At 60.6% G+C, this 19,897-nt stretch carries 20 protein-coding genes and 1 other RNA gene; 1 reads left to right on the top strand and 20 read right to left on the bottom strand.

Annotated features, from left to right (window positions below):
- The 14 genes from ABEA18_RS22770 to ABEA18_RS24745 form a co-directional block, all read right to left on the bottom strand.
- A partial coding sequence (locus ABEA18_RS22770) for an outer membrane protein assembly factor BamB family protein (RefSeq protein WP_345453088.1) occupies nt 1–3,412 on the bottom strand: 3,412 nt, incomplete at its 3' end.
- 876 nt (nt 3,413–4,288) lie between these two features.
- On the bottom strand, nt 4,289–4,465 hold the full coding sequence (locus tag ABEA18_RS24750) for a hypothetical protein (RefSeq protein WP_425550566.1): 177 nt from the start codon (nt 4,463–4,465) through the stop codon (nt 4,289–4,291).
- Nucleotides 4,417–4,578 carry a hypothetical protein gene (locus ABEA18_RS22765; protein WP_345453085.1) on the bottom strand — a complete coding sequence of 54 codons (162 nt, stop codon included), beginning with the start codon at nt 4,576–4,578 and terminating at the stop codon, nt 4,417–4,419. The genes ABEA18_RS24750 and ABEA18_RS22765 overlap by 49 nt, the downstream gene beginning before the upstream one ends.
- Nucleotides 4,579–4,787: 209 nt before the next feature.
- Nucleotides 4,788–5,156, bottom strand: a transfer-messenger RNA (tmRNA) gene (gene ssrA, locus ABEA18_RS22760).
- A gap of 152 nt (nt 5,157–5,308) precedes the next feature.
- Complete coding sequence (gene smpB, locus ABEA18_RS22755; RefSeq protein WP_028264808.1) at nt 5,309–5,779, bottom strand: SsrA-binding protein SmpB; 471 nt, start codon at nt 5,777–5,779, stop codon at nt 5,309–5,311.
- 64 nt (nt 5,780–5,843) lie between these two features.
- Nucleotides 5,844–7,235 (bottom strand): peptidoglycan DD-metalloendopeptidase family protein, encoded by a 1,392-nt coding sequence (locus tag ABEA18_RS22750; protein WP_345453081.1) that lies wholly within the window; start codon nt 7,233–7,235, stop codon nt 5,844–5,846.
- Between the two features lie 38 nt (nt 7,236–7,273).
- Nucleotides 7,274–8,188 carry a permease-like cell division protein FtsX gene (ftsX, locus tag ABEA18_RS22745; protein WP_236811828.1) on the bottom strand — a complete coding sequence of 305 codons (915 nt, stop codon included), beginning with the start codon at nt 8,186–8,188 and terminating at the stop codon, nt 7,274–7,276.
- Nucleotides 8,185–8,949, bottom strand: a complete 765-nt coding sequence (ftsE, locus tag ABEA18_RS22740) for a cell division ATP-binding protein FtsE (protein ID WP_059387583.1) — start codon at nt 8,947–8,949, stop codon at nt 8,185–8,187. The genes ftsX and ftsE overlap by 4 nt, the downstream gene beginning before the upstream one ends.
- 177 nt (nt 8,950–9,126) lie before the next feature.
- Nucleotides 9,127–11,238, bottom strand: a complete 2,112-nt coding sequence (locus ABEA18_RS22735; protein ID WP_345453074.1) for an acyltransferase family protein — start codon at nt 11,236–11,238, stop codon at nt 9,127–9,129.
- Nucleotides 11,239–11,414: 176 nt separating this feature from the next.
- The gene (gene prfB, locus ABEA18_RS22730) at nt 11,415–12,530 is read right to left on the bottom strand and encodes a peptide chain release factor 2 (protein WP_236811830.1); all 1,116 of its coding nucleotides are present in this window, start codon (nt 12,528–12,530) and stop codon (nt 11,415–11,417) included.
- A gap of 67 nt (nt 12,531–12,597) precedes the next feature.
- Nucleotides 12,598–13,008: a pilus assembly protein TadG-related protein gene (locus tag ABEA18_RS22725; protein WP_345453070.1), complete on the bottom strand. Its 411-nt coding sequence runs from the start codon at nt 13,006–13,008 to the stop codon at nt 12,598–12,600.
- A 65-nt stretch (nt 13,009–13,073) separates the two neighbouring features.
- Nucleotides 13,074–13,592 carry a hypothetical protein gene (locus ABEA18_RS22720; protein WP_345453067.1) on the bottom strand — a complete coding sequence of 173 codons (519 nt, stop codon included), beginning with the start codon at nt 13,590–13,592 and terminating at the stop codon, nt 13,074–13,076.
- Nucleotides 13,573–13,995 carry a TadE family protein gene (locus ABEA18_RS22715; protein WP_345453064.1) on the bottom strand — a complete coding sequence of 141 codons (423 nt, stop codon included), beginning with the start codon at nt 13,993–13,995 and terminating at the stop codon, nt 13,573–13,575. Before ABEA18_RS22715 ends, ABEA18_RS22720 begins: the two co-directional genes overlap by 20 nt.
- A 4-nt stretch (nt 13,996–13,999) precedes the next feature.
- Nucleotides 14,000–14,260, bottom strand: a complete 261-nt coding sequence (locus ABEA18_RS24745; RefSeq protein WP_425550565.1) for a hypothetical protein — start codon at nt 14,258–14,260, stop codon at nt 14,000–14,002.
- A 295-nt stretch (nt 14,261–14,555) separates the two neighbouring features.
- On the opposite strand from ABEA18_RS24745, the gene ABEA18_RS22710 reads away from it, so the two are divergent.
- A complete protein-coding gene (locus ABEA18_RS22710) occupies nt 14,556–14,711 on the top strand; it encodes a hypothetical protein (protein WP_345453061.1) in 156 nt (51 codons plus the stop codon).
- A 55-nt stretch (nt 14,712–14,766) separates the two neighbouring features.
- Here the strand turns inward: ABEA18_RS22710 and ABEA18_RS22705 are convergent, their stop codons facing one another.
- The 6 genes from ABEA18_RS22705 to ABEA18_RS22680 all read right to left on the bottom strand — a co-directional run bounded on the left by ABEA18_RS22705 (nt 14,767) and on the right by ABEA18_RS22680 (nt 19,776).
- Complete coding sequence (locus ABEA18_RS22705) at nt 14,767–15,438, bottom strand: hypothetical protein (RefSeq protein ID WP_345453058.1); 672 nt, start codon at nt 15,436–15,438, stop codon at nt 14,767–14,769.
- Between the two features lie 264 nt (nt 15,439–15,702).
- The gene (locus tag ABEA18_RS22700) at nt 15,703–16,938 is read right to left on the bottom strand and encodes a DNA cytosine methyltransferase (RefSeq protein WP_345453055.1); all 1,236 of its coding nucleotides are present in this window, start codon (nt 16,936–16,938) and stop codon (nt 15,703–15,705) included.
- 213 nt (nt 16,939–17,151) lie between these two features.
- A complete protein-coding gene (locus ABEA18_RS22695; RefSeq protein WP_345453052.1) occupies nt 17,152–17,421 on the bottom strand; it encodes a hypothetical protein in 270 nt (89 codons plus the stop codon).
- A 13-nt stretch (nt 17,422–17,434) separates the two neighbouring features.
- Entirely contained in the window at nt 17,435–17,662 is a 228-nt protein-coding gene (locus tag ABEA18_RS22690) for a hypothetical protein (protein ID WP_345453049.1), read from the bottom strand.
- 3 nt (nt 17,663–17,665) lie between these two features.
- Nucleotides 17,666–18,949, bottom strand: a complete 1,284-nt coding sequence (locus ABEA18_RS22685; protein ID WP_345453045.1) for a phage major capsid protein — start codon at nt 18,947–18,949, stop codon at nt 17,666–17,668.
- Between the two features lie 284 nt (nt 18,950–19,233).
- Nucleotides 19,234–19,776, bottom strand: coding sequence for a hypothetical protein (locus ABEA18_RS22680; protein WP_345453042.1), 543 nt, complete (start codon nt 19,774–19,776; stop codon nt 19,234–19,236).
- Nucleotides 19,777–19,897: the final 121 nt, after the last annotated feature.

Below are 19,897 nucleotides of genomic sequence, written 5' to 3'. Positions count from 1 at the left end.
GGAACGAATCCGCGGTTCCCCATATATCACCCCCGCCACCGGTCTCCGTCCACGTCCCCGACCCAGACCCAGACCCAGACCCAGACAGATTGTCCGCACCAGCCGGCAGCGCACCCCCGACGTCACTGCACGTCCAAGCCGCCGGGCAAATACCAGGCGGAGGTTGTGAGCCAGGAAGCTGAGCGACATTGTCGAAAGTTGCGACCGATCGCTGGGCGGAGTTGTAGGAGTCGCTAGCGATGCCCGCGACCAGCGGGCCGGGAAGGTTGAGAGCCACGACGGAGCCTGGGACATAGGTGAACTGGACGCCGTCGGTCGAGATGTACGCGCTGTAGTACACGAGGCCGTGCGCGGTGTCGGTGTAACGGGAGGCGAGCACCCACCGGGGCGCTGCACCCGGCGTAACAAACCCGCTGGTCTGGGCCGCGTTGCTGGCGCGCCACTGCACAGCGATCCCGTTCCCGGGTGTCACGAACACGCCGTAATAGGCCGCCTGGGGATCGGCTCCGGCGCGGATCATCACCCCAGACTTCATCCACGACCCACCCACCGTCGTCTGGGAGACAACCCGGGTGCTGATCGTGCCGTCTCCGTTCGTGGAGTTCACCGGGTCCAGCGGGAAGGCCTGAGAAACAAATCGAAACGAGTCGTAGGTTGCCCAGATGTCGGAGCCTCTGGCCTGCATCGTCCAGGTGCCATTGAGGTAAATCTGGTTTCCGGGCAAGCCGTCGACCCCGATGTCAGCGCACGCGAAGCCGGTGGCGCAGATACCCGGGGGTGGGCTACTCGGGACGGTGATGGCCACGCTGTTAAACACCACCGGCGGCGCAACTCGCGGTGCGCCGGCGGTTGCCGCCATCCCGGCCAGGTACTGGCCAGCCCCCATGTCGATGGCAACCGTCGATCCCAGCGCGGGCGTCCAGGTGGTGCCGTCGGGCGAGGTCAATGCGGAGAAGAAGGTGACCGGCGGAGTGAGGGTGGTGTCTTGGTAGCGGACGATCTGCAGGTAGGCGGGCGAAGTCACGCTCGGCATCGGAATCTTGGACCGTTGGGTGACGCCGTCGTAGGTTCGCCAGGAGACCGTTGCCGAGCCCCCGGGGTTGAGGAATATCCCGTAAAACGGCGAGCTTGCGCCGTCGTTGGCCCGCATCATGAGGCCTTCTTGCGCGGCCTTCGGCGAGCCGGCCTGGGTGACGACCTGAGCGCTCAGGCTCTGGTTACCCGAGACGGGTGTGAATGCGTAGTGGAAAGAGTCCGCCGCGCCGCCGATTCCGGTCCCGGTGCCATCAAGAGTGAGCGAGCCCCCCGATGCGATCGTGTCACCGGGAGGATTGGGGTTTCCGATGTCTGCGCACGTCCAGGGTGCTGGGCAGGGATCGGCGGGCGCTTGAGGAGTCATTGTGGTCGTGATGGGCACGCCGACCGACAGGTTGGTGAACGACGCCGTTCCCGTGTTCGTGGACGCTCCGGAGTCCACTGCCAGCCCGCCCATGGTGGTTGCCGGCAGGTCGAGGTTTGCGCTGGCTCCGGGTATGAGCTGAAAATTTGTTCCGTCGAAGGAAATGCCGGCGCTGAACAGGTTCCCCTTGCGTTGGAGCATCAACGACACCGGCCTGTTGGCCGGGTACCACTTGGTGAGCTCGATCGAGGTGCAGCCGAAGCATGCCCGGTACCAGATCACGACGTCTGGGGACGGCAAGCCCTCTGTCAGGTCGTTAGGGTAGGCCAGCGCCGCGAAGAACGGCGACCCCGGGTCCGCACTCTGGCGCATCATCACGCCGGCTTGAGGTTGGGTGTTCTGGGTCGACTGCGCGGTGATCGTGGCGCTTAACTGGGTATCGCCGGTCACCGGCTTGGAGATGAGGCGGAACTGGTCGGCTGTACCGTGGATCGCTGCGCCCGAAGCGGTCACGGTGAGGGTGCCTCCGGCAGTCGACTCACTGCCGGCAATCGCGGGGTCGCGGATGTCCTGGCAGGTGAAACCCGTCGGGCAATTGGGATCGGACGGGATGGCCGTAGTCCCGCCGAGGCCGAAAGCGTAGAGGTTCGTGTCGTAGTCACCGACGTAGAACTGGCTACGGGCTACCGACACCGCCGCGTACCCGGGGCCGCCCATCAGGTAGGAGTACAGGAGCGTTCCGTCCGCAGCGTTGACAACCTCGAAGGTTGAACCCTGTACCAGCCCCAGCATTCCGTTGACGAGCGCGGGTGCTGCGATGACGGCCCCCGCGGTCTGGCGCGTCCAGAAGACCGTGCCGGTGGCCGGGTCCAGGGCACTGATCGAACCGCCACTGCCATGCCCATTACCAGCATTGTTACCGCCCGCGTAGTACAAGACGTTGTTGGCGAACACGCCTGAGGCGATCGTTCCATCTCCGCAGGTCGGGCAATCCCCGCCGATGGCGATCCGACGTTGCCAGATGGGGCCCGCCGCGAGGTTGTCGCGATTAAACGTGTAAACGATCCCGTTCTTGTTTGCGACGCTGAGCAGTCGGTCCCCCTTGGAGTCGGTGGTCAGCGTCGGCGTGGTACCCCAATCTGAGTCCTGAACCGATGCCTCAAACGGGAGCCGCCACGAGCTCTTGTACGCCAGCGTCCCGGCGTCGAGAGCGACGATGGCCTGGGCTTGTTTTTGTGTGTAGTCATTGATCGTGCCTGTCGACACGAAGACCGTGTTGGTGGCGGCGTCCAGCGCTGGGCTTGTCCACACTCCGCCACCCACCTGGCCGGTCGGCACGAAGTTGTAGTCGGCAACGACCGCGTGGGACGCGAGATCCACCTTCATCAGATGCCCCTGAACCAGCGGGTTGTCGCAGTTACTGGCAACCCCGACGTATGCAGCACCATTGGCTATCAGCGGGCTAGCCCAGTTGTAGTGAGCCCCCGTCTGAGAGTTGTCGCCCGTGAAGACCTTCCACAAGATCGCGCCAGTGGTGGCGTCGAGGGCATACCAGTAAGCATCACCGCCGCCGACGTACACAACGCCGTTCACGACGGTCGCAGCCGAGGTGATCCCAATCGTCGGAGGCTGACAACCCGGGTCCTGAGTCAGTCCCAGGAACTGTTTCCAGATCTGGGCGCCCGTGCTCGTGCTGACAGCGTATTCGTAGCCGTCCCAGCTGCCGACATAGGCAGTCGTGCCTACCACGCTCGTGGACGTTGCGATCGGCGCGCCGGTCTTGAACTTCCATTTGGCCTTCAAGGTGGACGCTTTAGACACGCTCAGCGCAGGATCGACGGACGCGCCCGTGCGGCCCGCGTTCTGCAGAAACGTGGGCCAATCCTGGTAGGGGGCTGCCCAAGCAGCCGAAGTCACCCCCGTGAGCACCGAGATGAAACAGGTCGCGAGTATCACGGCCACCGCACACACGAGGCCAAGGCCGCGACGCAGCTTCCGAGGACGGAATGTCATGCACACGGCCCCTAGACGGCAGACCTGACCTTTGGACATGCCTACGGGCCTCGACCGGGCGATCATTCGCCCCACGTTACTGACAGCCCTGTTCAAGGACACGAGTAGTCAGTACGCGAAACTGCGCGGCCAGCGGCGAGTAACACGGGCAGGTGTGACTAACCAAAGGCGTACGCGCCACCCAGCAGAGCCCCCGGTCGTCCTTGCAAAGGGACGCAGGAGGCTCTTCCTGGGACCTCTTTGCGGCCCTCGTAGTAATCCCCTCACGGCCGGCATTGGGGCTTCCGGGCGAGACGAATTGGGGAACTCGTGGATGTTGGCGAGCTTATACACCACCTTAGGCGCACGGGATAGTCTTGCTCACAAGTGTCCAGGCGAGAAGCATGGACCGGACGATCAAGACTGAGCCAGGAGCTGAGATCGGGGCGAACTTGGACGGACAGCAGTGGATCTGGGTGGCGGCGGTGCTAGTGAGCGCGGCGACGGTAGCCTTTGTTATGGCCTTTGGGCGCCGGTGATTCGGAATCGTCCGGGCAGCGTGACCGGTGGCGGGTTCAGGCTGCCGGCTGGATGAGTTCAGGGCCGTTGTTCCGTACGTAATTAACCTTGTCGCTGACAACCCGAGGCACGAGATGTGATTCGGGCATGGAATCCAGCAAGGCTCGGACGTCGGCCTCGGAGGTCGGGGATCTTCTCCCACCCGTAACAGCCATCGCCAACCGGCGAGCCGCGCCTCGCCGAGGCGGCCTTCCGGAATGAAGGCTTCTCAGTGACCGTTTCCATCCTTGCCCGAACTCCGGTCCAGGATCAACGGCACCGTGTCGGTCGGGGCGCCGTTACAGGAAGATGCTGTCAACGTGCCGCGGCGGGACGGGGTTAGGCACGGGCCAGAGCAAAGATGACAGCCAAGACCGCAAGTAAAAGCAAGACGGAAAGGCCAACATAGCTGAGCCACTTCGGTCGCTGCCGATGGGGGTTGATATCCACGTAAGGCATGGTTGCTTCTACTTCCCGGGCCGCGACGTCGAAGCCCTGGTGCGCTTTTTGAGCCACAGGACGAGCCTGTGCACAGTAATCATCAAAACGAGCGTGACACCGCCGAAGATCAAAATGGCGCTGATGTAGCGGTCTACGTCCACGAACAGGTGCGCCTTTCGGTCGGACAACCTGCTGATCGTAGCCTGCAACACCTCGTAAGTGAAAATTCCTCAATATCGAACGAAGCTCAAGATGCCCTTAAGAAAAGATCAAGATTCTCCTACAGTCTTGCCGCCCGCGGCTACCAGGCCAGACAAAGAAAAACACCCCGGTCCGAAGACCGGGGTGTTACCGATGACCCGACTCATCCGTGAAGGATGTCTCGACTCATCACAAAAAGTGGAGATGGGGGGAATTGAACCCCCGTCCGATGTCGTGTTGTCAGGGCTTCTCCGGGCGCAGTTCGCGTCGGACTTTCTCGGCCCCAGCTATCGTGCGAACGAGTAGCTGATCCGGGCCCAGTCATCTAAGAGTCCCGCTTGCCTCGATGACGAAGGCAAACAGCAGTGGCTATCTAAATGACGCCAGGATCCGGGGCAATAGCAACCTCGGGCTGACGGACTGTCTTACTGCTTAGGCAGCAAGAGCGAAGTCAGTGCGCTTTGAATTGGCACTTATTGGTTTGCAGACAGCGTTTACGAGATAATTCTGCATCCTCGGCCCGCTTCACCTGTCGCGACTAACATCGTCGAAACCGATCATCCCCGTATTTTGTTATCAATCCCCGCAGCACGATCATCGCTCGAAAGCCACCACCATGAAAACCTGCCGGGTTAACCAGCATAACGCATCGCGGCACCCGAACATTCCGGGACACGCTTCGGCTGACGACGAACTAGGCCGCGCTTTCAGGGCAAGTCAGCGGCGGTTGCGCTCGCGCAGTTCACGCAGCGATTCACGCTTGTCCTGCTGCTCGCGCAAAGTCTGCCGCTTGTCGTAATCCTTCTTGCCTCGAGCCAACGCAATCTCGACCTTGGCGCGTCCATCCAGGAAGTACAGCTGGAGCGGCACGACCGTCAGCCCTGTCTCGCGGATCTTGCCGGAGATCTTGTTGAGTTCCTCGCGGTGAAGCAACAGCTTCCGACGGCGGCGCGCGGCGTGGTTGGTCCAACTCCCCTGGTTGTACTCCGGGATATGGATGCCTTCCATCCACAACTCGTCATTGTAGAAAGTACAGAAACCATCCACCATGGAGGCATGGCCTTCACGCAGGGACTTTACTTCGGTTCCCATGAGGGCAATGCCGGCCTCATAGGTATCCAATATGTGGTAGTCATGCCGAGCCTTGCGATTGGTGGCCACTACCTTACGGCCACTTTCCTTGGGCACGGTAGAACTCCTTGGTTGTCGAAGAATCACACTAGTCTACGCCAGCAGGACCTTGTCGTGTGGGCTACAAAAGGTTCATCGGGTCAACGGCCTGCCCATTCACCCAGGTCTCAAAATGCACGTGGCAACCAGTGGAGTTACCCGTGGTCCCTGAATATGCGATGAGCTGACCTTGGCTCACCTGCTGACCGGAAGAAACCACCACGCTGGTGTTGTGGTAGTAAACCGTGGTCAGGGAATCACCATTGATGACTCCGTGCGATATCTTGACACGGTTGCCACCGCCGTCGTTACCCCAGCCCGCTGAAAATACGGTGCCGGCAGCGGCGGCGTATACCGGGGTTCCACAGGGGGCGCCGAAGTCGATGCCCGTGTGCATGTAGCCGCCCTGGCCGTAGAAATCGATGGTTCCAGGCGGCGTCGCACGCCACCCGAAGCCCGAGGTGATCGGGATGTTCGCAGGAACCGGGTGGATGAGGCCGAAGTTGGAGCGCGGATTGCTCGCCGGTGGGACAAAAGGTTGCGGGGCCGCTTGGTTTTGCGCCTGGGCGGCTGCAGCAGCGGCTGCGGCCAGTCGCTGCTGTTCGGCCAACCATGCTTCGCGCAGCTTGCGGTCGCGTTCCGAAATTTCCGCAGCGACCGCGTCCTGATTCGCCTTCACTTGTTGAAGCTGGGCCTGGATCCCGGGCTTGGCCGCTTGAAGCTGGCTGTTGAGACGGGTGGTGTCGGAGATGAGCTTGTCCACCTCCGCCTTCTTGGCAGCGGCATCATCGCGGGCTGCCTTTTCGCGCTCAAGCGCCGCGTCCGCTTTCGCCTTCAGGTCGCGGATTTCCTGTTCGACGGCGGTGAGCCGGGCTTGGGAGTTAACGTTCGTGGCGCTCTGCTGCGTCAACTTCGTCATCGTGGCGTTCTGGCTGCGCATCGCCTGGTTGGCGAGGTCCATCGTGTCCGTGAGGTTGCCGCCGTCGTTCGCTCCGAACATCAACGCAACGTTCGTGGGAACGCCGCCGGATTTATATGCCTGAGCCGCAATCTGGCCGATGAGCTTCTTGGTGTCGGTGATCTTTTGCTTGTCGTTTTCCAGCTGCTGGGTGATCTGGGCTTTGCTCTGCTGCGCCAGGTCCACGCGGGCCGCCAAGGCGTCCGCCTCCTTCACCGCTGTGGCAACCTTGCCTTGGGCTTCGAGAAGTGCCTGTTGAGCTCCCGGGAGCTGTCCTTGGTAGACCACAAGGTCGCCGGCGGCCTTGGCAATGTTGGCATCAACGAATTCCAGGGACTGCTGGACCCGCGCCGATTCCGCGTTGAGGGCGGCCTGTTGGTCATCAAGGTTGTCAGCGTGTGCCATGGGGGCAGTGCCAAGGCTCGCCGCGAGTGCAATGGCCAGCACGGAGCCAGCAACCTTCGCACGGCCACTAACTTTTCGCAGCCGCAGCGCAGCCTGGTAGTTCCGTGTCATCGGCTGTCCTGTTCGCCCGGGATCAGTGCTCTTCATGGCTAGACCTTGAGATATCGACGGAGGGTCAGAAGTGAAGATATCCCGGCCAGCCCGCCGCCCAACGCTATCAGGACCGGAGCAATCACGAGTACCTGGGCCGAAGAAATAAACGGAGTGTTCAGGAACTGCCGCGACAAGTCACCATTAAGCCAGAACTGGGCAACCAGCCACAGTGTGCCGGAAGCCAAGACTGCACCCACGACCGCGGCGATGACGCCTTCAAGGATGAACGGCAGTTGGATAACGGTCTTCGACGCTCCAACGAGGCGCATGATGCCTGTCTCCCGCCGCCTGCTGAACGCGGACAACCTGATGGTGGTGGTGATGAGCAGGACTGCACAGAAGATCATGACTCCCGCGACCACCATTGCCGCCACAGAGGCGCCGTTCATCCACTCAAAGATCCGTTCAAGGACCTGGCGCTGATCGCTGACGGTCTCCACCCCGGCCTGGGAGGAGAAGGTCTCGCTGATGATCTGGTACTTCTGGGGGTCCTTCATGTTGATCCGGAAAGACGAAGGAAGCTGGTCCTGTGTTACCGAGTCAACGATCGGAGAGTTGGAGAACTGTTCCTTGAAGTGCTTGAACGCATCGGCCTGTGATTCGAACTGGTAGTCGGTGATGTACTGCTTGACTGTCGGCGAATCAAGCATTTTGGCCAGGTTGGCCTGCTGCTCCTTGGTGACCGCGCCCGAAGCGCATCCCGTCGAAGTCGAGGAGTCATTGCAGAGGAAGATCGCAACCTGGACTTTGTCGTACCAGTAACCCTTCATCTGGTTGATCTGCATCTGCAGCATGCCGGCCGCGCCGACAAAGGTGAGGGAGACAAATGTCACCAGGACAACGGAAATCACCATGGACAGGTTCCGGCGCAGGCCGCTGCCGATCTCGCCCAGGATAAAAGCGAGCCTCACTGCTGGACCCCCTGTGCGCGGTCGATTTCAGCATCGCTCGCGTCCTTCATTCGCCGGGACTCTCCCACCACCGGAATCATCGAGGTGTACAGGGCCCTTGCCTCATCACGGACCACCACTCCGTTCCGGAGCTCCACCACGCGCTTTCGCATCTCGTTCACAATGTCGTCGTCGTGCGTTGCCATGACCACAGTGGTGCCGTTCTGGTTGATCTTGTCGAGCACACCCATGATGCCCATCGACGTGATGGGGTCCAGGTTTCCGGTGGGTTCGTCCGCCAACAGGATGCCGGGGCGATTGACGACGGCGCGGGCGATGGCCACGCGCTGTTGCTCGCCACCGGACAGCTCATGGGGCATGCGGCGTTCCTTGCCTTCAAGGCCAACAGTCTTCAGCACTTCCGGAACAGTCTCGCGGATGATGCTGCGGCTTTTGCCGATCACCTGCATGGCGAAGGCCACGTTCGCAAAGACATTCTTCTGCGGCAACAAGCGGAAGTCCTGGAAAACGACGCCGATTCCGCGGCGAAGCTTGGGGACCCGCCAGCTTGAAATGTTGGCTACGTTCTGGCCTGCGACGTAGACCGAACCGGATGTTGCCCGGTCTTCCTTCAGAATGAGTCGCAGGAACGTCGACTTGCCGGAGCCCGAGGCCCCGACGAGGAAGGTGAATTCTCCACGGTCAATCTCAAGGTTGACAGCATCCAGCGCCGGACGGGCATTGGGGTCGTAGACCTTGGTGACATTCTCAAATCGGATCATGACTCTTCAGAACCCCGCCGGACATGCCACGTTCGACCAGTCCAACCGCCAGCGCACGGGCTTTCGTTGGGGGAAGTTGAGCGCCGGCTCTTCGACTATACGCAGGCTCCGCGACGGAATCGCGGGCTTGGTGCGGTGTGTCGCCCAAACAGGCGGCAGGGACGGACGTTCCCGGTCCTAACCCAGGCCTCGTTTGGCCAGCATCTCCTTAAGCGCGGGTTGAATGTGGTAGCCGTAGTACATCGTCATGTGTGTGCCGTCCTGCTTAATTGGTATGTTGCCCGCAAACTCAGGGCACATCCCGTCCTGCGTGCAATACAGTTCCCTTGTGTCCACGTAAACACCGCCGGGGACTGCCTCAACCGATTTGCGATCGGCCGCCGAGATGTCGACCCAGAGCTGACTGACCCCGCCCAGGCACGCCTGGGGTCCTTGTACAGGGCTGTAACACTGGCGCGGGTCTTTATCTATCGGCGGCGGGCTCAGCAGGACTTTCTTCTTCGCGTTCGGAATCTTGGACAGGATCGCCGTCATTCCAGCACCCCAGTCCTCGGCCGTGGCAACTTTGCCTGTCGTTGACATGCGCTCCGGGAAGTGTGTGTTGCCAATGAAAACAATGTCCGGAGACATCTCCTGGATGACTCGGACGGCCTCAGCCTTCCGGTCATCGCAAGCCTTCCCCTCTTCAGCGGGCTTGGCGATCGGATAAAGATTGAACGGGCATCCATACCGTCCCAGAACGCGGATATTCCAACCGTTCTCGGAATAGAGTTTGATCAAAGGAGTCGCCCATCGCATGGAGATGGAGTCGCCGACAAGAACGGCGTGCTTTTTGGCGTCTTTGGGTCCCCAGGTGCATTGATCCGCTGGGTGTTCACCGGCATCGCCACAAGCGTGGACCCCATCCGGGTAGGGGTCCTTGGCGATGATCTCTTCCAGGGACGGCGAGAAGGTAGGCCATTCAGTGGCCCCCACTGCGGCCTGCAGTTCTGCTTGAATCTTCCTGGATTCGGGTCCGTCCACGGGAAAACCCTTCCCGGCACTGCTGGATTCGATTGTCGAACCGCTTGACGGCGAGGCCATCGGGAAGATTGCCAAGCGCGCCCCCGTAGCGCCGACCAGAACGGTTAGGCACATCGCCAATCCCAGAGCGGAACGGACAAAGGTCCGCATTGATCGTCGCCGTTCCGTATGCGGCCGCTTCTCTGCCTTGGAAAGCCACCGGCTATTCCGGATGGGATCTTCCACAAGCCGGAACGAATAGTGCGCCAGAACCAGCATGAGCAAGCCAGCCAACACGTAATAGAACAGGTCGGCTTCAAGGAAGGCGCCCAGGAATATCACCACGGGGAAATGCCAGAGGTAGAGGCTAAACGAGATGTCGCCGAGATGTTGGCTCGCCCTGTTGGTCAAGGGCTTCAGGAACTTTTGCTCTCCACCGCATCCGGCTGCGATCACCAATGCAGTTGCCAGTACAGGTATCAATCCAACGGGCGCGGGAAATCCGGAATCGGGAGAAATCAGGAAAACGGACGCGACGATTCCTAGCAGGCCTAAGTTCGCGGCAACGGGGCGCAGCCGATGCGGCAGCTTCTCCAGCCACGGGACAGCGAATGCGAGTATTGCCCCGATCCCGAGTTCCCATACGCGTGAAAAGGTGTCGTAGTAGGCGGCCCCCGGGTTGGTAGACGTTGCGAACAAAGCCCAGGCGAAAGATGCCACGGTGATGCCGGTGATAGTCAGGACTACCGGCTTCATCGACGTCGTTGCCTTCGCGGAAAGCTTCCTGGTGAGCAGCAGGACTGCGAGCATTACCCAGGGCCAGATGAAGTAGTACTGTTCCTCCACGGCAAGCGACCAGTAGTGGCGCAGGGGCGAAACCGGCCCGTCAGCCTGAAAATAGTCACTTCCAATGACCATGAACCGCCAGTTCGCCGAAAAAAGGGCCGAGAAGACAGCGTCCCATACAGTTGCGTGCCACCGCTGGGCGGCAAAAAGGAACCGGGCCGCAATGACGGTCACCGCGATGACCAGCAGCGAAGCTGGGAGGATCCGCTTGACGCGACGCCTGTAGAAGTCCACAAACGAGATCCGCCCCGCGCGCCGCCATTCCCGGATGAGGAGCCCGGTGATGAGGAATCCGGAGATTACGAAGAAGATATCGACCCCCACGAAGCCGCCGCTGGGCCAGTGGAGCAGGTGATCAAGTACTACCGCTGCTACGGCCACGGCCCTAAGACCCTGGATATCCTTGCGAAGTACGGTTTTGGTCGCCCTAGTTTTCTGCATTCCGCCTTGCCTGCCGTCGATGAGTGCCCCGTTAAAGGATGACGTATGCGGCGTCGTGAGTCGAACTGGCCGAATCAGCTTAGCCATGGTTACCTGCCAGTGATGCGGCCCGAACAATCCGATGCGATAGTGGCATGCCTCAGTTAAGAGGGCATGACGAATCGGGCCGGCGCCGCCTACCCTTCGGCGTTGCGGTTGCCTGTGCGCCAGCGAATGCCGGCGTCGATGAAGTCGTCGATGTCGCCGTCGAACACCGCTGACGTGTTGCCCACTTCGTGTTCAGTCCGCAAATCCTTGACCATCTGGTACGGATTGAGGACATACGAACGCATCTGGTCCCCCCACGATGCCTTGACGTCACCTGCGAATGCCTTCTTCTCAGCATCTTCCTGCTCCTTTTTCAGGAGGAGGAGCCGCGATTGGAGCACGCGCATTGCGGCTGCGCGGTTCTGCAGCTGGGACTTCTCATTCTGCATGGAGACGACAATCCCTGAGGGGATATGGGTCAAACGCACTGCGGAGTCCGTCGTGTTGACGGACTGGCCGCCGGGGCCGGAAGAGCGGAAGACATCGACGCGGATCTCATTGTCGGGAATGTCGATCGAGTCGGTCTGCTCGATGAGCGGGATGACTTCGACGGCGGCAAAGGAGGTTTGCCGGCGGCCCTGGTTGTCGAAGGGGCTGATGCGGACAAGGCGGTGCGTCCCGGCTTCGACACTGAGGGTACCGAACGCGTACGGCGCTTTGACCTCGAAAGTGGCTGATTTGAGGCCGGCCTCTTCGGCGTACGAAGTATCCATGACGGTAGTCGGGTAGCCGTGGCGTTCCGCCCAGCGAAGGTACATGCGCATGAGCATTTCGGCGAAGTCCGCCGCATCAACACCGCCGGCGCCCGCACGAATGGTGACGACGGCTTCGCGTTCGTCGTATTCGCCCGAGAGCAGGGTTACCACCTCAAGTTCCTTGAGGGCCTTGCGAATTGAATCGAGTTCCGTGGCGGCTTCGACCATGGAAGCGTCGTCGTCCTCGTCCTGGCCGAGCTCGACGAGAACCTCAAGGTCGTCGATGCGGCCCGTCAGCCTGTTCAACCGTTCAAGTTCCGACTGCCGGTGGGACAACTTCGACGTAATCACCTGCGCGGCAGCTGGATCGTCCCACAGGTTCGGTTCACCCGCTCGCTCGCTCAGTTCTGCGATCTCTTCCTTGAGCTTCTCGACATCGGAAACCTGTTCGATGGAGCGGTAGGTGGAGCGAAGCGCGCGGATTTCTGCGGGAAAGTCAATCTGAGCCATGGTTGTTCCAGAGTACGCCATCCATTGGCGGCCTTGGCACGGGCACTGGACGTATGACGCTTGGAACTCAGCGGGTCAGCCGGGAACGAGCAGTGGAACGGGCTTCGATCGGAACACCGTCGGGGAGCAGAAAGCTGACCACGGGCGGATGGGCAACCGCGCTCAGCACAACTTCGGCCGTCGCACTGTCCGGACTTCCAGTACCCGGCGCGACGGCAAGTTGATCGAACCGTGAATGGGCGACGTTTTGCCTAAGGTATGACTCGGTAGCGCTCCGTACCCGCTCACTGTTGAGGACGGCCGAGGGCATTTCAGCGCTATTGTCTACTTGGCCGAGGGCATAGCTGTCAGCGGCTGCCACCGAAGCTCCGTCCGCCACGGAGAGGAGCTTCTTATGTTCGATGTAGATGGCGGAAGCCGCAGCAACGACCGTTGCCAGCAACAACGCGATCACCACATAGCCGATGGTCAAGACCATCAAATGGCCGTCTTCCCCCTCTGATTTTCGCGACCGCAGCATATCTGTCTTCGTAGGAAGGTCCTTCACCGGAACCGCCCGACGATTTGCGTGGCCGACGCGCTCAGATTCGCGGCGTCAAGATTCAAGGTGTCTCCAAACGGCAGCATGGGCAACGGCACCGTAAGCTTCACCGTCACCGTGACCGCAGCACCGGCCGTCAGGCAATCGCCGCGGTCGCACACGACGTCGACAAAAGCCCGCTCCGCGGGATGGCCATAGTCGGCAAGGGTCAGAAGGGCGGTCCGTTCAGCGGCGGCACGGGCTTGGGAGGCGTCCTCCTGCATGACAAAGACCTTGGCGGCTTGGTCCGCGGCCCCCACGACGGCGAAGGAACCGCCCTGGATCTGTCCAATAGTGACGATGAAGTAGACCACGGGAACCATGAGCAGAAGGGACAGGAGGATGAACTCGACCACGGCGCTTCCCCGCTCAGAGGCCCTTGGAGGAACGGTAGATTCCTGGCCCTCGGCGGGTGGCCGGCAGATCACCTCCTGGAAGCGGGAAAGCGCTTCACTGCCAGGGTCAACCAGGAGTTGCAGCATGCCCCCTCACCTCCAGCGCCGCTCCAGGTCCGATCAGCCCGATAACCGGTAAGGGTGCCCTGACTGTCACTTCCAAGGTGCGGATTCCCTGGAAGCTGGCCTCCGACGTCGAGATGCCCCGCGCAAAATCCGCGTTCAGCGCCATTCCGATCAAGTCTGCGGTGCGCTCACGGGCATCGGCCGGCGTCCGGTCGGCGAGAGCGCCGTAACGGGCACCGGACGAGGCCGCATCAATGAGGGTATTGCGCACGTGCAACACGAGGGCCAGTTGAACGACGGCGAGGAAGAACACCGTCAACAGACCCCCGACCAGCACAAAATCCACGACGGCGGAGCCTTGTTCATCGCCGCGGCTGGCACTGGCGCCGCCGCCACGTTCTGCTCCCCGGCTGCGCAACGGCATGGACTTACTTTCCGACCTTGCTCATGGCCTGGTTGAAGAGTCCCTCAAGAGCCGGGCCGGCCAGCGCCAGCAGGCCCGCGACGAGTGCCGCGGACATCAATGTGATCATGACCCAACCGGGGACATCTCCCCGCTCGGGACCATCGTCCGGGACCGAACTTTCATTCAGGGTGGTTCTCAGCGATGGTCTGGACGGCGGAAGTGTCCACAACTGGCACAGCAAAAGTCCTCGAGCCGGGAGGTTTCGGCGTCCGGGCTTATTCATTCTTCCCCAATTCATTTTTCCCCATTTCGCGGTGCAGGGATCGTTGTGATCCGTGCTGTTTTATGTTTTGGCATTCAGGCGGACGCCCATGTGATGAAAAGGCTTGGCGGAGACGGCCATCAGAAACCAAGTTCCAGCGCGGCCAAGCCCGGATAGACGGCGAAGATCACGGTGAGGGGCAGGACGCCAAAGACCAGCGGCACCACAGTAGTGCAACATTTGCATTTCGGACCACTTCGGTGCCATTCGACACGAGGCCGGAACCGCTATTTGCTAGTGGATCTAGGCTTGTCCTATGAACACCCCTAGGGACAGTGGTAAGTCAGGAGACGAACTCTACGAGATCGTCCTGTCAGTCGAGGAGTTGCTCGGAGGGGAGCTCTCAGGCGAGGAATTGGCTGAGCTTGTTAACGCCGCCGATCCGCCGAAGGAGGAAAAGCGCAACCGATAGACGAAAAAGCCGCCCTGGGCGTTTAGCCCAGAGCGGCATCTCGGTTGCCTTGTTGCTACTGCTGGCTTGAAATAGTTGCCCCGGACAGCGCGGCCTGAATGGCAGTCCGGTACACATTCGGTTCCGGAAGTTCAACGTTGCCGAACCGCTCTTGAAGTTTTGCTACAGACGTAGTGTGCAGGACTTCAAGGCTAAGCGGGATTGCAGTTCCGTCTTGCCGTTGTTCCGGCGGAACGTAGTCGTAGGCCATGAACGTTATGGCGTGGGACTGGAAATGTACCGATGTAAGGCCCTCCCGGCCTCCAAGCCTTTTCATCACGCGGTCATACACGGGAGCAGGGCAAATGAAGAATAGTCCCTTTTTGCAACTCTCCTCACGCTGTAGAAGCTGCCCCTTATAGACGAGTTGCGTGATGATTCGTTTACAGACGTTCTCCCAGTTCACCCCCGCAGTGCTCTGGACAATCGGACGACCGGGCAACATCATCGCTTGGCGGCTAGGCAGGTAGTTGCCAGTCGTGTCTGCCGTCTGAACCTCCACAGCCACGAACTCATCTAGGGAACCATCGGGATTCAGCAGCGCAAGAATCCAGTCCACCCAATAGGAACCTGTCCCCCCGCTGCGCTGAGGAAGGCGCATCTCACCGCCGGAGCCCTTGCCAAAGACAGCGACCACTTTTTCGCCCTTGGCGCGGGCAGTGGCGACGGCCTCTCCACCAAGCACCAAGGGCAGTCCTGGGACGAAGGCCCTGTCCGCTACGTCCTGAAGAACCTTGTGATTCTCTGCATAGAGGCGAATCGGGCAAATGATCACTGGCTGCGCAAACGAGGGCTGTTTGAGACTGCACGCCCCGGTTGGGGTGCCCTCCAGCTTTTTGGTGCAACCGACCTTCTGGAACGGGCAATCCTTCGTCTCAGCAGACCTGATGGCCTCGGGAGAATGGTCGGTCGCCGGGTAGCCGAAGAACTCGAATAGGTGGGACATTCCCCCTCAGACCGCTCTTGTCAGTTCGTCAACGTTGACGCCGAGAGCCTTCGAAACTGAGCGACCGACGGCGGCAGCGAGCAGCGGAGGAACAGCATTCCCCACTTGCTCGTACTGGTCCACGCGAGATCCCGTGAATACGTATGTGTCCGGGAAGGACTGGATGCGTGCGGCTTCACGGACGGTAAACGCTCGGTCTTGGTCGTAGTGGAAATAGGCCCCCCAATGCGGATCACATTTCGTGAGAATAGTTGATGCAAGGCCGTCGGGGTGAACTCGACCGTAGCGCTTAGTGTGATCCGAACGTCTCGCCTGTTTCATGCCAGCCGGAAGAAGGTCAAAGGGAATGTCAGTCCAGTTACCACCAGGGGGTATGTGCCGAAGCCTTTCAACGTTAATTTTTCCAAGTCTGGCAGCTTCGTGGTTGCTCACTCCCTCCGATCCCGCGCGGAGAACTCGCTGGTAGTCATTCTGAGGTGCGGTTCGATACTTCTTCAGGTATTCACCGGTCTCACCGTTGCCAAGAACGGGGAGATCTCCCAAAGCATCTTGGACTGTCGTGTGGGACGGAAGTTCCAAAGATCGCGGCATCGCTACGATGTTTCGACCGGCGAACCTCGACGTGAAATTCACACGCATGGGCGCAGAATGAATGGGCTCAGGGAAAGCTTCTAAGGGATTGCCACCGTCGCGGAGCCCAAGAATTATGGTCCGCCAACGAGTTTGAGGAACCCCAAATAGCGGTGCATAGAGGATTTGAACATCAGCGGCGTACCCTAGTGCCCGGAGGCTGGCCAGGATAGCTTCAAGCGTTGCCCCGCCCTCAAAAGACACCAGCCCCGGCACGTTCTCGATCAGCACGGCGCGAGGCTCGAACTCTTCCACGAAGCGAAGATATTCGCGAAACAGGTGGTTTCTGCGGTCGTCAGTACTTCGTTTTGGAGCGTTGATGCTGAATCCCTGGCACGGAGGTCCGCCAGCCATCAAGGCGAGTTCGCCGCGAGCCAAACCGAGTCGTTTCCGCACTAACGCCGCATCTACGTCGCGAATATCGTTGCTGTCCACGATCGTGTCCGGATGATTGACACCGAACGTCTTTGCATATGTCGGAACAAGCTCGTTGGCGTAGAGGCTGTGAAAACCGGCTTCCCGGAGCCCCTCCGACAGTCCTCCCGCGCCTGCAAAGAGGTCAAGCATGGTTAGGTGTGCTGGAGCGGCGGAGACCGAGTACTTGCGAGGCATGGAGACCACTCTAACTATTGGGAGCGACGATTTTCGCACGACTTGCCGTTGATGTGACCCATGGCGCACGGGGAGGAAGAGATGGGACCTAAAGAGTCCGCCTCTTCCTCCCCTCGCATGGGCGCTGGCCGGGGAGCGGAAAGAGAACGTCCCTTTGTGCGGCCATCGTTCCGATTGCCGGGCGGCTATGACCAAATGCCCGGCTTGGTGACGTTAACGCCCGGTCTCTTGCTTCACCGCCCTATTGCCCTTCACAAGCTTCGGTTCATCGGTCACGAGTGGGCTCTCTGCCCGCTCGTTGGCCTCCTGAACGGCAGCCGCGAAATCAGGCAACGCCTCGCCGGGCATGAACACGACTTCCAGACCCGTTTCCGGGTGCGTGCAATGGACGTAATCCCGGGCAATGGTTCTCCGGGAAGGGGCACCATCCGGCAGGTCATCATTCTGCGCGCCGTCCGTCAGATCATCACTATTCTTGAGCACGATTCATTTCTCCTTACCGGTATTGAAGCGCCCACGCGGGCAGGGTTTCGCCAGGCATGAACACCACGGCATGCCCGGTCGGGTCCGTCAGGTTCATGATGTGCCGGGCATTCGTTGGGGGCGGGTCCACGATGGGTGTGCCGTTGTGTAGGCGCACGCGGTCCCAGTTGCCCACGTCCACGTTCCGCAGATCGCCGGGAGGGTCCGGGAAGCTGTGTACGGGCCAGACGTTCAGGGCCATGGCTTATGCGCCGTTCAGGTAGCGGTAGACAGCGAAAGCGCTCGTGCGGGCCGGCTGCACATCGCCGCGCCACGTCGCCACGATGCCGATTTGCCCAAACTCCGCGTAACGCTCTGTGAGCACCTGAATCCGCAAGCCCAGCCGCTGCCCAATGAGCAGTTCAGTCCAGTCACCAACGAAGGCATCCGCCGCCGTAGTGCTCGTGCCCTGGGTCATGCCGCTGGCAACCTGATTGCTGACGTAGAAGGGCAGGTCCGAAAGGTCATCCGGCCTCCGCATCGGCTGGTTCGTCGTGTCCTGCAACTTCGCGTATTTCTGAGCCAGCCGTGACGGCAGAATCAGGCCGGTGGGCACTTCGTTGAGGTTCTCGACTGTGTAGTCGAGGTCGATCAACTCGTTGTAGCTCGCCACGGCCGTGCCGTTGGTTGCCGAACCGCCAATCACGTTCGCCGGGCGAACCGCATTCAGGGCAGCAAGCACACCACGCGGGTTAGGCGGCGTCGGCAAGTTGATCGAGCCAGCGCCCGACGTGATGCCGCCGTAGAGGGCAACCTTGTCGATTGCGAGGCCGATTGCCTTGCCGATCGAATTGATAACGAGGCCGTCAGCGTTAGGAGCGTCATCGAACCATTCCATTGACCCGATGACCAGCGCATTCAGGCTCTTGGCCGTGAGGGTGACGTTATCGAACGTCGGGTCACTAGCCGTAATGGCCGAACCCTCAGCCCGGAAAGCCGCCGTGGCGTCGCCGGTAAGTCGGCCAACCTGGACGGTGTTGGCGTCCATCGGCAAAATCGTCGCGCCGGCCTTCATGACCGCCGCGTTAGCGCGGGCTATGTCGATGATCTGAGACGCCCAAACAGTCGGCACCACGGCAGACGCGCCCGTGGTCGACAACGAACGGACGAACTCCGCGACGCCGCCATACGTGGCCATCGCCGCATCCTCGGCAAGCTGGCCCCGTTCACGCTCAGCACGAACAAGCTCGTGCTCACCGAACGGCTGGCCAGAACGAAGGGCGGGCGCACCGGTAGCCCTGTTCACGAACTTGACGGGAGCCTCAGACCGACCCCGCGACTCGGTGGCCAGAGCCGCCTTACGGAAGTCCTCATTGAACTGGGCCGAACGGTCAAGCTGCCTGCTGACGGACTCCAGGCTTTCACCGATCCGCTCAAATTCGGACGCTTCGGCCTCGGTCACATCGCGGTTCTCGGCCTCGGCCTTTTCCAGAATGGCAGTGGCCGCAGCACGAAGCTCAGCCTTCCGCTCATTCAACAGTTCACGCATTGATTTTGGCATTGGAATTCACGCTTTCAGGGGGGTGCAGCACAACAGGGGCACCAAAGAGAATAGGAAATTGGCACGTACATGCCACCGGTGTTCTCGGATGGTTTCGCCGGTCCGCTGGTCCTCACCAGATGCCGCTTGACGTTTAGGAAAGAGCCTCGCCCTTGAATCCAATACGCTGCTGCTTGAGAAGAAATTCGGGATGGATGGGTTTCGCCCGGTCCTTGTCCGCCAAATTCTTAGCCTTCTCGTAGCAAATATTCTACTCCTGACACCGTATGTAACTAAATTCTGTCTGTTCTCAGGTGGTAAGGGTCGGCGGGGTCTGGCGAGCCGAGCGGGCCACCGAAATCCGCTTCAATCTCGGCCTGTGCAGCCTTCATATCGTCCTCGGCAGTCCGCGTACCCGCAATTCGCGCCGGAGCCAGGATCGACTTCAATTCCGCCATGGATTGGGTGATGATCCGGAAATATGGTGGCGCTAAATGCACGCGCCCGTCAGCGATGACTTTATCTATGGTGCGCGCAGCGATCATTATTTGGTTTTCCAAACGAGCGCATTCCGGAGACCACGACCGGCCAGCATCAGCCAGCGCCTCAATCTCAGCCTCGACAGCGGACTCAGTGGTGCCGACAGGACCGCGCTCAACCGTAGGCTCAGGCTCAGCCGGGAGCGCCGGGAAAGTTCCATGGACAACCGACAGCCCCGGCCCGCCGTTGACCTTCGCCCGCTGACGACGACGCTCGGAGGCGTGCGCGTCTTTACAGGTCTGGCATCGGCAGCCATGCCGCCGATACCCATTGGCTCCATGCTTGAACATTTCCACCTACATACACCTACTTTCTGAATAGTTATGCACCCACAGATCTTTTATGCACCCACGAAGGGAAAACATCGGTACGCTGCGCAGTCGTCCTGCCTCTTGGAATTTCAAAAACCGGGAGTTC

Origin of the sequence: Arthrobacter gyeryongensis (assembly GCF_039543785.1) — a bacterium.
In the GTDB taxonomy this organism is placed as follows: Bacteria; Actinomycetota; Actinomycetes; order Actinomycetales; family Micrococcaceae; genus Arthrobacter; species Arthrobacter gyeryongensis.
Note: the sequence above shows the minus strand (reverse complement) of the source record. Positions and strands in the feature narration are given on the sequence as shown.

Excerpts from the sequence above, each read along its gene's own strand:
- ABEA18_RS22750 (WP_345453081.1), bottom strand. The coding sequence starts at position 7,235 with ATGACACGGAACTACCAGGCTGCGCTGCGGCTGCGAAAAGTTAGTGGC.
- ftsE (WP_059387583.1), bottom strand. The coding sequence starts at position 8,949 with ATGATCCGATTTGAGAATGTCACCAAGGTCTACGACCCCAATGCCCGT.
- ABEA18_RS22735 (WP_345453074.1), bottom strand. The coding sequence starts at position 11,238 with ATGCAGAAAACTAGGGCGACCAAAACCGTACTTCGCAAGGATATCCAG.
- prfB (WP_236811830.1), bottom strand. The coding sequence starts at position 12,530 with ATGGCTCAGATTGACTTTCCCGCAGAAATCCGCGCGCTTCGCTCCACC.
- ABEA18_RS22725 (WP_345453070.1), bottom strand. The coding sequence starts at position 13,008 with ATGGTCTTGACCATCGGCTATGTGGTGATCGCGTTGTTGCTGGCAACG.
- ABEA18_RS22720 (WP_345453067.1), bottom strand. The coding sequence starts at position 13,592 with ATGCTGCAACTCCTGGTTGACCCTGGCAGTGAAGCGCTTTCCCGCTTC.
- ABEA18_RS22715 (WP_345453064.1), bottom strand. The coding sequence starts at position 13,995 with ATGCCGTTGCGCAGCCGGGGAGCAGAACGTGGCGGCGGCGCCAGTGCC.
- ABEA18_RS24745 (WP_425550565.1), bottom strand. The coding sequence starts at position 14,260 with ATGAATAAGCCCGGACGCCGAAACCTCCCGGCTCGAGGACTTTTGCTG.
- ABEA18_RS22710 (WP_345453061.1), top strand. The coding sequence starts at position 14,556 with ATGAACACCCCTAGGGACAGTGGTAAGTCAGGAGACGAACTCTACGAG.
- ABEA18_RS22700 (WP_345453055.1), bottom strand. The coding sequence starts at position 16,938 with ATGCCTCGCAAGTACTCGGTCTCCGCCGCTCCAGCACACCTAACCATG.
- ABEA18_RS22690 (WP_345453049.1), bottom strand. The coding sequence starts at position 17,662 with ATGGCCCTGAACGTCTGGCCCGTACACAGCTTCCCGGACCCTCCCGGC.
- ABEA18_RS22685 (WP_345453045.1), bottom strand. The coding sequence starts at position 18,949 with ATGCGTGAACTGTTGAATGAGCGGAAGGCTGAGCTTCGTGCTGCGGCC.